General features: G+C 72.2%; 11 protein-coding genes and 1 riboswitch. Of the genes, 5 read left to right on the forward strand and 6 right to left on the reverse strand.

The window, feature by feature from the left end:
* Window positions 1-142 precede the first annotated feature (142 nt).
* The 5 genes from rlmN to ACZ6A9_RS24775 all read left to right on the forward strand — a co-directional run bounded on the left by rlmN (window position 143) and on the right by ACZ6A9_RS24775 (window position 6,082).
* On the forward strand, window positions 143-1,255 hold the full coding sequence (rlmN, locus tag ACZ6A9_RS24755; RefSeq protein ID WP_468989066.1) for a dual-specificity RNA methyltransferase RlmN: 1,113 nt from the start codon (window positions 143-145) through the stop codon (window positions 1,253-1,255).
* A gap of 24 nt (window positions 1,256-1,279) precedes the next feature.
* Window positions 1,280-1,385: riboswitch (TPP riboswitch) on the forward strand.
* Between the two features lie 77 nt (window positions 1,386-1,462).
* On the forward strand, window positions 1,463-2,551 hold the full coding sequence (locus ACZ6A9_RS24760) for a thiamine ABC transporter substrate-binding protein (RefSeq protein ID WP_468989070.1): 1,089 nt from the start codon (window positions 1,463-1,465) through the stop codon (window positions 2,549-2,551).
* A gap of 47 nt (window positions 2,552-2,598) precedes the next feature.
* Complete coding sequence (locus ACZ6A9_RS24765; RefSeq protein ID WP_468989072.1) at window positions 2,599-4,200, forward strand: ABC transporter permease; 1,602 nt, start codon at window positions 2,599-2,601, stop codon at window positions 4,198-4,200.
* Window positions 4,201-5,220, forward strand: coding sequence for an ABC transporter ATP-binding protein (locus tag ACZ6A9_RS24770; protein WP_468989077.1), 1,020 nt, complete (start codon window positions 4,201-4,203; stop codon window positions 5,218-5,220).
* A gap of 25 nt (window positions 5,221-5,245) precedes the next feature.
* Entirely contained in the window at window positions 5,246-6,082 is an 837-nt protein-coding gene (locus ACZ6A9_RS24775; protein ID WP_468989080.1) for a maleylpyruvate isomerase family mycothiol-dependent enzyme, read from the forward strand.
* A gap of 67 nt (window positions 6,083-6,149) precedes the next feature.
* Here the strand turns inward: ACZ6A9_RS24775 and ACZ6A9_RS24780 are convergent, their stop codons facing one another.
* From ACZ6A9_RS24780 to ACZ6A9_RS24805, 6 genes are all read right to left on the reverse strand, one after another.
* On the reverse strand, window positions 6,150-6,851 hold the full coding sequence (locus ACZ6A9_RS24780; protein WP_468989084.1) for an LAETG motif-containing sortase-dependent surface protein: 702 nt from the start codon (window positions 6,849-6,851) through the stop codon (window positions 6,150-6,152).
* Window positions 6,852-7,095: 244 nt separating this feature from the next.
* Window positions 7,096-7,503: a VOC family protein gene (locus ACZ6A9_RS24785; protein WP_468989086.1), complete on the reverse strand. Its 408-nt coding sequence runs from the start codon at window positions 7,501-7,503 to the stop codon at window positions 7,096-7,098.
* A 132-nt stretch (window positions 7,504-7,635) separates the two neighbouring features.
* Window positions 7,636-8,973, reverse strand: a complete 1,338-nt coding sequence (locus ACZ6A9_RS24790) for a hypothetical protein (RefSeq protein WP_468989089.1) — start codon at window positions 8,971-8,973, stop codon at window positions 7,636-7,638.
* Window positions 8,955-9,704, reverse strand: a complete 750-nt coding sequence (locus ACZ6A9_RS24795) for an ABC transporter ATP-binding protein (RefSeq protein WP_468989091.1) — start codon at window positions 9,702-9,704, stop codon at window positions 8,955-8,957. Before ACZ6A9_RS24795 ends, ACZ6A9_RS24790 begins: the two co-directional genes overlap by 19 nt.
* A gap of 246 nt (window positions 9,705-9,950) precedes the next feature.
* Window positions 9,951-11,324, reverse strand: coding sequence for an aspartate aminotransferase family protein (locus ACZ6A9_RS24800; RefSeq protein WP_468989093.1), 1,374 nt, complete (start codon window positions 11,322-11,324; stop codon window positions 9,951-9,953).
* 2 nt (window positions 11,325-11,326) lie between these two features.
* Window positions 11,327-11,845 (reverse strand): Lrp/AsnC family transcriptional regulator, encoded by a 519-nt coding sequence (locus tag ACZ6A9_RS24805; protein ID WP_228967325.1) that lies wholly within the window; start codon window positions 11,843-11,845, stop codon window positions 11,327-11,329.
* Window positions 11,846-11,899 lie beyond the last annotated feature (54 nt).

Below are 11,899 nucleotides of genomic sequence, written 5' to 3' on the forward strand. Positions count from 1 at the left end.
CTCTGGAAGGGCTCGCGGTGTTCTGCGGGCCCTTTCGTACGTCCCCGCCCCCGCGGGTTGTCTTCTGGCTCAGGCACAGCGGTGCCGTCACCCGCCCGTGCCGGGTCGCCAGGCCCCCGTCGTCCTGAGGAGTTGCCCGACCGTGGCCCGTCCCGTTCCCGGAGAGCTCACCTTCGTCGCCCCCCGCGGAGCCAAGAAGCCGCCGCGGCACCTCGCCGATCTCACGCCCGCCGAGCGGAAGGAGGCGGTCGTCGAGGCCGGTGAGAAGCCGTTCCGTGCCAAGCAGCTCTCGCAGCACTACTTCGCGCGGTACGCGCACGCCCCGGAGCAGTGGACCGACATCCCGGCCGGCTCGCGCGGCCGGCTGCAGGAGGCGCTGCTCCCGGAGCTGATGACGGTCGTCCGGCATCTGTCGACCGACGAGGGCACCACCCGCAAGACGCTGTGGAAGCTGTTCGACGGCACGCTCGTCGAGTCCGTGCTGATGCGCTACCCGGACCGGGTGACCATGTGCATCAGCTCGCAGGCCGGGTGCGGCATGAACTGCCCGTTCTGCGCCACCGGTCAGGCCGGGCTGGACCGCAACCTGTCCACCGCCGAGATCGTGCACCAGATCGTCGACGGGATGCGGGCGCTGCGGGACGGCGAGGTCCCGGGCGGTCCGGCGCGGCTCAGCAACATCGTGTTCATGGGCATGGGCGAGCCGCTCGCCAACTACAAGCGGGTCGTCGGCGCGATCCGCCGGCTCACCGACCCCGAGCCGGACGGGCTCGGGCTGTCCCAGCGCGGGATCACCGTGTCCACCGTCGGTCTCGTCCCGGCCATCCACCGGTTCTCCGACGAGGGCTTCAAGTGCCGCCTCGCCATCTCGCTGCACGCCCCCGACGACGAGCTGCGCGACACGCTCGTCCCCGTGAACACGCGGTGGAAGGTGCGCGAGGTGCTCGACGCCGGGTTCGAGTACGCGGCGAAGTCGGGGCGGCGGCTGTCCATCGAGTACGCGCTGATCCGGGACATCAACGACCAGGCATGGCGCGGTGACCGGCTGGGCCGGCTGCTCAAGGGCCGGCCCGTGCACGTCAACCTCATCCCGCTGAACCCCACCCCCGGCTCCAAGTGGACCGCCTCCCGTCCCGAGGACGAGAAGGCGTTCGTGGAGGCGATCGCCGCGCACGGTGTGCCGGTGACGATCCGGGACACCCGTGGTCAGGAGATCGACGGGGCGTGTGGTCAGCTCGCCGCGAGCGAACGGTAAGGTGACGCGAGTAAGCACATCTTCATATTCCGACAGGGGAGCGCCACAGCGCTGAGAGTGCGGCACCGGCCGCAGACCCTCCGAACCTGGCCCAGGTCATTCTGGGTAGGGAGATCGGTCACTCGAGCTGTTGCGCCCTGCCCGGGACTCCGCCCAGGGGTCCCGGGCAGGGCCGCGTCTCTTCCTGGTCCCTCCAGGAGGAATCAAGTGGGCATCACCAAGAAGGTCACGGTCCTGGCCGTCGGGCTGGGACTGGTCACGCTGTCCGCGTGCGGGTCGTCCGACGACGGCACCGCGGGCGGCGACGGCGGCGGCTCCCGGACCGTCACCCTCGTCAGCCACAACTCGTGGGCCGTGTCCGAGGACGTCGTCGCCGCCTTCGAGAAGCAGTCGGGCTACCGGCTGAAGGTCCTCGAGGACGGGGACGCTGGGCAGGCCGTCAACAAGGCCGTCCTGACCAAGGACAACCCGCAGGGCGACGTCCTCTTCGGCGTCGACAACACCCTGCTCTCCCGCGCCCTCGACAACGGGCTGTTCCAGCCGTACGAGGCCAAGGGCTCCGACCTGATCCTGCCCGAGTACCGGGCCGACGGGGACGAGCACCGGGTCACCCCCGTCGACAGCGGTGACATCTGCGTCAACTACGACAAGGCGTGGTTCGCCGAGCACGGCCTGACCCCGCCGAAGACCTTCGACGACCTGGTCAAGCCCGCGTACAAGGACCTCCTCGTCGTCGAGAACGCCTCCACCTCCTCGCCCGGCCTCGGCTTCCTGCTCGGGACGGCCGCGAAGTACGGGGACGACGGCTGGCAGGACTACTGGAAGAAGCTGAAGGCGAACGGCGTCAAGGTCGCCGGCGGCTGGGAGCAGGCGTACAACGAGGAGTTCTCCGGCTCGGCCGGCGGCAGGAAGGCCGGCGCCGACCGGCCGCTGGTGGTGTCCTACGCCTCCTCGCCGCCCGCCGAGGTGATCTACGCCGACCCCAGGCCGGACACCGCCCCCACCGGCGTCGCCGAGGGCACCTGCTTCCGCCAGGTCGAGTACGCGGGACTGCTGAGCAACGCGAAGAACCCCGAGGGCGGCAAGGCGTTGCTCGACTTCCTGATCAGCGAGACGTTCCAGGAGGACATGCCGCTCAACATGTTCGTCCACCCGGTGCGGGAGGCCGCCCAGCTGCCCGAGGAGTTCGTGAAGTTCGGGCCGCGGGCGAAGGACCCGCAGACCATGGACCCGGCGAGGATCGCCGAGAACCGTGACCAGTGGGTCAAGTCGTGGACCTCGCTCGTACTGAAGTGACGCGGGCCGCGGCGAAACGGCGCGGGAACGCGGCGCGGCTCGGCCTGATGGCCGTGCCCGTCGCGTTCTTCGCCGTCTTCTTCGCCTACCCCGTCGCCGCGATCGTCGCGCGCGGGCTGAAGACCGACGGGACCTGGCAGCTCGGGCGGATCACGGACGTACTGGCGCAGTCGGACGTCCGTCAGGTGCTGTGGTTCACCACCTGGCAGGCGCTCGCCTCCACCGCCCTCACCCTCCTCGTCGCCCTGCCCGGCGCGTACGCCTTCGCGCGCTACGACTTCCCCGGCAAGCAGGTGCTGCGCGCCGTGGTCACCGTGCCGTTCGTGCTGCCGACGGTCGTCGTCGGGTCGGCGTTCATGGCGCTGGTCGGACGCGGCGGACTCCTCGACGACCTGTGGGGCGCCCGGCTGGACACCACCGTGTGGGCGATCCTGCTCGCGCACGTCTTCTTCAACTACGCGGTCGTCGTCCGTACCGTCGGCGGACTCTGGTCCCAGCTCGACCCGCGGCAGGAGGAGGCCGCGCGGATGCTCGGCGCCTCACGGTTCGCGGCCTGGCGGACGGTCACCCTGCCCGCCCTCGCGCCCGCCGTGGCCGCCGCCGCGCTGATGGTCTTCCTGTTCACCTTCACCTCCTTCGGTGTGGTGCAGATCCTCGGCGGACCCGCCTTCTCCACCCTGGAGGTGGAGATCTACCGGCAGACCTCGGAGATCTTCGACCTCTCCACGGCCGCCGTGCTGACGATGATCCAGTTCGTCGCCGTGGGGTCGATCCTCGCCCTGCACGCCTGGACCGTACGGCGCCGGGAGACCACGCTGCGCCTGGTGGACGCATCGGTGACGGCACGCAGGCCGCGCGGCACCGGGCAGTGGGTCTTCCTCGGCGCGGTCGTGGCCACCGTCGCCGTACTGATCCTGCTGCCGCTCGCCGTGCTGGTGCAGCGCTCCTTCGGCGGCGCCGGCCTCGGCTACTACCGGGCACTGACCGAGGACGAGGGGGGAGTGTTCCTGGTCCCGCCCATCGAGGCGGTCGGCAACTCGCTGCAGTACGCCGTCGCCGCCACCGCCATCGCCGTGGTGATCGGCGGCCTCGCCGCCGTCGCGCTGACCCGGCGGGACGCGGGCCGGCTGGTGCGCGGCTTCGACGCCCTGCTGATGCTGCCGCTCGGGGTGTCCGCGGTGACCGTCGGGTTCGGTTTCCTGATCGCCCTCGACGAGCCGCCGCTGGACCTGCGGGCCTCCTGGATCCTGGTCCCGCTCGCGCAGGCGCTGGTCGGCGTTCCCTTCGTGGTGCGGACGATGCTGCCGGTGCTGCGGGCCGTGGACGTACGGCTGCGGGAGGCGGCGGCGGTGCTCGGGGCGTCCCCGTGGCGGGCGTGGCGCGAGGTGGACCTGCCGATGGTGCGGCGGGCGCTGCTGATCGCGGCCGGGTTCGCCTTCGCGGTGTCGCTGGGGGAGTTCGGGGCGACGGTGTTCATCGCCCGGCCGGAGAACCCGACACTGCCGGTCGCCGTGGCACGGCTGCTGGGGCGGCCCGGGGACCTCAACTACGGGCAGGCGATGGCCCTGTCGACGATTCTGATGATCGTGTGCGCGGTGGCCCTGCTCGTGCTGGAGCGGCTGCGCACCGACAGGACCGGGGAGTTCTAGATGCTGCTGAACCTGGAGTCGGCGACCGTCCGCTTCGGCGGGCGGGCGGTGCTGGACGCCGTCGACCTGGGCGTCGCCGAGCACGAGATCGTGTGCGTGCTCGGGCCAAGCGGCAGCGGCAAGTCGACCCTGCTGCGTGCGGTGGCCGGGCTGCAGCCCCTCGACTCCGGGCGCGTCCTGCTCGACGGCCACGACCAGGCGCGCGTCCCCGCGCACAGGCGCGGTGTCGGGCTGATGTTCCAGGACCACCAGCTGTTCCCGCAGCGCGACGTGGGCGGCAACGTCGCCTTCGGGCTGCGGATGCACGGCGCCGCACGGGACGAACAGAGCAGGCGCGTGAGGGAGTTGCTCGACCTCGTGGGGCTGCCGGGAGCGGCCGGGCGGGCCGTCGCCGCGCTCTCCGGCGGCGAGCAGCAGCGCGTCGCGCTGGCCCGCGCCCTCGCCCCCAGCCCCCGGCTGCTGATGCTGGACGAGCCGCTCGGGCAGCTCGACCGGTCGCTGAGGGAGCGCCTGGTCGTCGAACTGCGGGAGCTGTTCGGCCGGTTGGGCACCACCGTGCTCGCCGTGACGCACGACCAGGGGGAGGCGTTCGCCCTGGCCGACCGGGTCGTGGTGATGCGGGACGGGCGGATCGCCCAGTCCGGCACGCCGCTCGAGGTGTGGCAGCGGCCGGCCGACGCCTTCGTGGCGCGCTTCCTCGGCTTCGAGAACGTCGTCGGGGCGACGGTGGCGGACGGGATCGCCGTGACCCCCTGGGGCAAGGTGCCCGTGCCGGACGGAGCCCCGGGGGGCAACCGGACGCTGCTCGTCCGTCCGGCCGGTGTCCGCCTGGTCCCGGCCGGCGAGGGACTGCCCTGCACGGTGGCCGCGCGCACCTTCCGCGGCACCCATGTCGCCGTGCGCCTGCGGCCCGAGGACGCACCCCTCCTGGAGGCGGCCTGCGCGCTCAGGTCCGCGCCGGAGGTCGGGGACGAGGTCGGGGTGGAGTTCGACGAGGCGGAAATCGCCGTGCTCGGGTGACCGCCGCCTGCCTAGGGTGAGCGCCATGACCCCACTCACGCACGACCGCTACTGCCAGGAGATCGCCCACCAGATCGGACAGTTGCGCACGGTGGTGACCTCCGGCACCGATCTGTCCCGCACGGTGCCCACCACCCCCGACTGGTCCCTCGAGGACCTCCTGCGCCATGTCGGCGGCGCCCTGCGCTGGGCGGCGCTGATGGTGCGCACCGGGGCCGAGGACGAGGTCCCCGAGGAGCGGGTGCCGGGGTTCGGCGGGCCGGAGACATGGGGCGATCCCGGCGCGCTGGACGCGTGGCTGGCGGAGTCCGGCGAGCTGGTCGTCGGTGCGCTGCGGGACGCCGGTCCGGACGCCGGGGTCTGGAGCTGGGCGGGGATCTGCAACGCCGGGTTCTGGGCCCGCCGCATGACGCACGAGCTGATCGTGCACCGCGCGGACGCGGCCCTCGCCGCCGGGCTGCCCTTCGAGGTCGCGCCCGACGCCGCGGCCGACGCGATCGACGAGTGGCTGGAGATCGTGGAGTGGGCGCAGCGGACGCAGCCGGAGGACGCGGTGCACGAACTGCGCGGTCCCCGGCGCACCCTCCACCTGCACGCCACGGACACCGGGCCGGAAGGGGACGCCGGGCTGAGCGGGAGGGGGGTCCCCCCGGCCGAAGGCTGGGGGAGGCTGATCGAGCTCACCGAGGACGGTGTCTCCTGGCGCCGCGGGCACGAGAGGGCCACGGTCGCCCTGCGCGGCCCGCTCACCTGCGTGCTCCTCGCCTTCTACCGGCGTCTGCCGCTGGACTCGCCGGAGGTGGAGGTGCTCGGCGACCGGGAGCTGCTGGAGGCGTGGCTGAAACGGGCGACGTTCGGCTGAGCGCGGCTGCGGCGACGCGAACGGCCCGTCCCGCGAGGGGACGGGCCGTCCGTGGGTCCGTGGGGCGTCAGCGTTCGCTGTTCGTTCCGCGGCGGCGCATGCCGAAGAAGACGGCCCCACCGCCGACCGCGACCAGAGCGGCCGCGACACCCACGATCAGACCGGTGTTCGAGCCGGCGCCGGTCTCGGCGAGGTGGGACTCACCGGCGGGGGACGGCACGTTGCCCGAGGTGTCCGCCGCGGGGGTGCTGCCGCTCTCCGACGCCGACGGGGCCGGGGCGCCGGGCTCCTCCGCCGGGGTGGAGGACGACTGCGACGGGGTGGGCGCGGGCTGCTCGGGAGCGGGCGGCTCCTCGTCGTCCGCGCAGGGCGTCGCCGGGGTGGTCAGGTTCGGCTCGATGTCCTCGTCGACGTAGGGCGTCGCCTTGACGTGGATGCGGTACTCGGCGTTCGGCTTCCAGTCCTCCTCGAAGGTGATGGTGGTGCCCTCGCGGGAGCCCTTGACCACCTGCTCGCCGATCTTCCGGAGGTCGGCGCCGTTGTTCTGCAGGAACACGGTGACGGTCGCGGGGACGCCGGCCGGGTCGACGTCGGTGACGGTGATGACACCGTTGTCACCGACGCATTCGGCCTTGGCCGAGAACTCGTCGATGGTGCACGCCGCCGCGCTGCCGGCGATGCCGATCGTGAGCGCGGCGGACGCGGAGACGACGCCGAGGGTGCGCACGGAGCGCGTGACGGTGCGGCGGGATACGGACAGAACTGCCACGTTTGTCCTTACGGGATGCGCGAATGCGGGGGGTTGAGGGAGTGATGACGGAGCATCAGCACTCCCGTGAGGCTCCCAGGTCTATAAGCGGCGCGTAAGTAGTGTCAACGCATATGCCGATCGCAGGCTCGGGCTTTGCCCACTCGTTAACCACCCGGACGTTTCGACGCCTTCGAGTGCCTCCCGTGACACGGGGCAGGGGGCCGTCCGTCCCGCACCGGCCCCTGCCGGATCCCGCTGCCGCTCAGCCCTCCAGGGCGGCCGGGTCCATCCACGCGACCTCCCAGGTGTGGCCGTCGAGGTCGTCGAACGAGCGGCCGTACATGAAGCCGAGGTCCTGCGTCTCGCCCGCCGTCGATCCGCCCGCGGCCAGGGCCCTCTCCACCAGCTCGTCGACCTTCTCGCGGCTCTCGGCGCTCAGCGCCAGCAGCACCTCGCTGCTCTTCGTGGCGTCCACGATCTCCTTCTTCGTCAACTCCGCGTACTTCGGGCGGGTCAGCAGCATCGCGATGATCGTGTCACTGATGACGACCGAGGCGGTGTTCTCGTCGCTGAACTGCGGGTTGATCGAGTAGCCGAGGTCGGTGAAGAACCGCTTCGAGGCGTCGAGGTCGGCGACGGGCAGGTTCACGAAGATCATCTGCTGGTACATGGCGGGGGCCTCTCCCGTTCGGTTCCGTGGTGTTCGTGGTGGTAGACCGGCGTCCCCCGCGGAACTCATCGCCCGCGGGGGACTTCTCCGGCCGGTTCCCGTCCGGTCTGCGCAGGGCGCGCAAGGTGTCCCTCAACCGGTCAGCGGCCACGTCGACAGTTCGGCCACGACCAGCGACAGCGGCCCGAACAGGGCGAGCAGGACTCCCGCGCGGAGCACGGCCGCCCTGCGCAGGGTCACCGCGGGCGCCCCGAGGCGGCGGAGCGCGGCGGTGGTGTCGGCGCGGGCCTGCCGGGACTCGACGGCGGCCGTCAGCAGGGTGGCCACCGTGCAGCCGGCCACCAGCAGCACCCCGAGCGCGACGAGCGGAGCGGACGAGGTGTCCTCGCGGTCGTGCAGCGCGGCCATGGCGTACGCGGCCGACATCACCGCGCAGACCACGCCCAGCGGGCGCCCGATGCGCGTGGCCTCGGTCATGAGCACCCGTCCGGCCAGCAGCCGCAGGGCGCCCGGGCGGATCGTCTGCAGCAGCCGGCCGCACAGGTGGGTGAGGCCGGGGCCGGCGAGGGCCAGCCCGACGCACGCCAGGGCCAGTCCGAGCAGCGCGGCCGGCCGGTCGCCCGGCGAGCCGGGGCCCGGACGGCTCGCGAAGGCCTCCACGGCCAGCCCCACCGCCAGCACCGTGATGCCCCAGGGCAGCCCGGAAGGCACCGTACGCGGCGCGTCGGGCGGGGCGTCTGCGGCCACCCCGGGCGCGGCGGCCACCCCGGGTGCGGCGGCTGCGGCGGCCTCCGCGGCACCCTCCTGCTCCGGCGCCGTTCCGGCGGTGCGCCGGCCGCGCGCCGACGGTCCCGACTGCTTGCCGAACCGTCCGTAGGCCCCGAAGGACTCCAGCACCGGCGTGCGCCGGTACGCGCCGAACCGGCCGTAGGCGCGCATCGCGCGGGGAGCGCCCGCCACCGGCTCGCGCGGTCGCAGCGCCATGACGACCGCCGCCGAGGCGCTCAGCGGCACCAGCGCCAGCAGCGTCAGTGCCGCCGGCAGCGGAAGCGGCCGGCCGGCCGCGAGGAAGTCCGTCCCGGCGCTGTCGAAGGGCAGGGCGGTGAGGTCGCCGCGCATGCCGAGGAAGACCAGCAGCGCCAGCGCCGAGCCGAGCAGACAGGACGCCGCCGTGGTGGCCGCGGAGATCGCCATCAGCCGGACGGGACCGAGCCCGACCGCTGACAGGCCCGGCCGGGGCCGTGTGCCCGGATCGGTGCGGGCGACCGCGACCGCGAAGTACACCGTGGCCGCCAGCGGGGCGGTGCACCACGCCAGCCGGAGTGCCGAGACGGACGGGTCCGGGTGGGCCAGGGCGTGGCCGAGGGCGCTCAGCAGCAGGAAGCCCGTGCCGGCCGACGCGGCCGCGACGAGGAAGCGGCGCAGCTGGACGGCGGGGTGGGCGCCGAGGCTCAGACGGAGAGCGAGCACGCCGCCAGGCCTTCCGTCTCGGCCGCGCCGGGGAGCGGCGGCAGGTGGAGGGTGCGCACGCGCCGCCCGTCGAGCAGCGACACGGTGCGATCGGCCAGGGCGGCGGTCTGTGCGTCGTGCGTCGCGAGGACGACGGTGATGCCGTGCGAGCGGGCCGCGGTGGTGAGCGTGCGCAGGACGTGCACGCGGTCGGCCCGGTGCAATGGAGCGGTCGGCTCGTCGGCGAACAGTACCGAGGGCGCCGGGGCGAGGGCACGGGCGATGCACACCCGCTGCCGCTCCGCGTGCGTGAGCTCCACGGGGTGCCTGTGGGCCCTGTCCCCGATGTCCAGACGCTCCAGCCACTCCAGGGCGGCCGCCTTGGCGCGGCGCCGGCCGGTGCCGCGCAGCATCAGGGGCAGGGCGGCGTTCTCCCACACGTTCAGCTCCGCCACGAGCAGCGGGGCCGGGTCGATCCAGCCGAAGCGGTCCCGGCGCAGCCGCTCGCGGGTGACCGGGCTCATGGTGTGCACGGGCACGCTGTTGAACCAGACCTCGCCGCTCTGCGCGGGCAGCAGGCCGGACAGACAGCGCAGCAGGGTCGTCTTGCCGCTGCCGCGCGGACCGCCGACGGCGAGGATCTCGCCCTCCCGGACGCCGAGCGAGACGCCGCTCAGGCCGGGCGAGCCGTCGTCGTGCCGGAAGTGCAGGGCGCGCGCCCAGAGCACGTCGTTGTCCGGTGGGGCCACCATGGCGTACACCTCGGTTCGGATCGGAAATGCCGTGCGCGAAGCGGGAATGTCCCCCGTCCGGGGGAACGAAGGCGCGGCCGATCGGTCACAGGCACGCTAGGCAGGCCGCGGCGGGAGGCCGGACAGCACGCGGCCCCGGGCCGCCGTTTCTCACTCGAACGGGGGCACCGGGGCCGGTGTTGATCATCCAGAAGGAAGATCGGGAACCCGGACGGAGCAACGGTCCTGCAGCACGGAGCAACGGTCCTACAGCTTGGTCCACGCCTCCGAGAGGGTCGCGCGCAGGATCTGCTCGATCTCGTCGAAGGTCTCCTGGTCGGAGATCAGCGGCGGGGCGAGCTGGACGACCGGGTCGCCGCGGTCGTCGGCACGGCAGTACAGGCCGTTCTCGAAGAGCTTCTTCGACAGGAAGCCGTACAGGACGCGCTCGGTCTCGTCGGCGTCGAAGGACGCCTTGGTGTTCTTGTCCTTGACCAGCTCGATGCCGTAGAAGAAGCCGTTGCCGCGGACGTCGCCGACGATCGGCAGGTCGTGGAGCTTCTCCAGGGTGGCGCGGAAGGCGCCCTCGTTGTCGAGCACGTGCTGGTTGAGGCCCTCGCGCTCGAACAGGTCGAGGTTGGCGATGCCGACCGCCGCGGAGACCGGGTGGCCGCCGAAGGTGTAGCCGTGCAGGAAGGTGTTGTCGCCCTTGTAGAACGGCTCGGCCAGGCGGTCGGAGACGATGCACGCCCCGATGGGGGAGTAGCCCGAGGTCATGCCCTTGGCGCAGGTGATCATGTCCGGCACGTAGCCGAACTTGTCGCAGGCGAACGTCGTGCCGAGGCGGCCGAAGGCGCAGATGACCTCGTCGGAGACGAGCAGCACGTCGTACTGGTCGCAGATCTCGCGGACCCGCTGGAAGTAGCCGGGCGGGGGCGGGAAGCAGCCGCCCGCGTTCTGCACGGGCTCCAGGAAGACGGCCGCGACCGTGTCCGGGCCTTCGAAGAGGATCTGCTGCTCGATCTGGTCGGCGGCCCAGCGGCCGAACGCCTCCGGGTCGTCGCCGTGGATCGGTGCCCGGTAGATGTTGGTGTTGGGCACCTTGTGCGCGCCCGGCACCAGCGGCTCGAACGGGGCCTTCAGGGCCGGCAGTCCGGTGATGGACAGGGCGCCCTGCGGGGTGCCGTGGTAGGCCACCGCGCGGGATATGACCTTGTACTTGGTGGGCTTGCCGACGAGCTTGAAGTACTGCTTGGCGAGCTTCCAGGCGGTCTCCACCGCCTCGCCGCCGCCGGTGGTGAAGAAGACCTTGTTGAGGTCGCCCGGGGCCTCGTGCGCGAGCCGCTCGGCGAGCTCCACGGCCTTGGGGTGGGCGTAGGACCACACGGGGAAGAAGGCGAGCTCCTGCGCCTGCTTGGAGGCGGTCTCCGCGAGTTCCTGGCGGCCGTGGCCGGCCTGCACCACGAACAGGCCCGCGAGGCCGTCGAGGTAGCGCCTGCCCCGGTCGTCGTAGATGTGGGTGCCCTCGCCCCGGACGATGGTGGGGACGGGGGCGTTCTCGTACGAGGACATGCGGGTGAAGTGCATCCACAGGTGGTCGTACGCGGACTTGCTGAGATCCTCGGTGCGGTCGGTGCTCACGATTATCGGGTTCCCCACATGTAGGTCTGCTTCTTGAGCTTGAGGTAGACGAAACTCTCGGTGGAACGCACTCCGGGGACGGCGCGGATGCGCCGGTTGATGACCTCCAGGAGGTGGTCGTCGTCCTCGCAGACGATCTCGACCATGAGGTCGAAGGAGCCCGCGGTCATCACCACGTACTCGCACTCGTCCATGGCGGTCAGCGCGTCGGCCACGGACTCCACGTCGCCCTCGACGTTGACCCCGACCATCGCCTGGCGGCGGAAGCCCACGGTGAGCGGGTCCGTGACGGCGACGATCTGCATCACGCCCTGGTCGAGCAGCTTCTGGACGCGCTGGCGCACGGCCGCCTCCGACAGACCCACGGCTTTGCCGATGGCGGCGTACGGCCGGCGGCCGTCCTCCTGGAGCTGCTCGATGATGGCGAGGGAGACGGCGTCCAACTGGGGACCTCCGCCGTTCTTGGACTCGCGGGAGTCCTTCGGGTCTGCGCTTCGACTGGCCACGGGGTCACTGTGCACGACGTATCGACAGTTCTGCAAGGCGCGATCGATGAAATTCGTTGTCTGCGCGGT

It is taken from the genome of Streptomyces sp. NPDC041124 (assembly GCF_055592385.1).

What these genes read in the sequence shown, in the direction of transcription:
- ACZ6A9_RS24765 (WP_468989072.1), top strand. Translation starts at nt 2,599, where the DNA reads ATGGCCGTGCCCGTCGCGTTCTTCGCCGTCTTCTTCGCCTACCCCGTC.
- ACZ6A9_RS24795 (WP_468989091.1), bottom strand. Translation starts at nt 9,704, where the DNA reads ATGGTGGCCCCACCGGACAACGACGTGCTCTGGGCGCGCGCCCTGCAC.
- ACZ6A9_RS24770 (WP_468989077.1), top strand. Translation starts at nt 4,201, where the DNA reads ATGCTGCTGAACCTGGAGTCGGCGACCGTCCGCTTCGGCGGGCGGGCG.
- ACZ6A9_RS24775 (WP_468989080.1), top strand. Translation starts at nt 5,246, where the DNA reads ATGACCCCACTCACGCACGACCGCTACTGCCAGGAGATCGCCCACCAG.
- ACZ6A9_RS24785 (WP_468989086.1), bottom strand. Translation starts at nt 7,503, where the DNA reads ATGTACCAGCAGATGATCTTCGTGAACCTGCCCGTCGCCGACCTCGAC.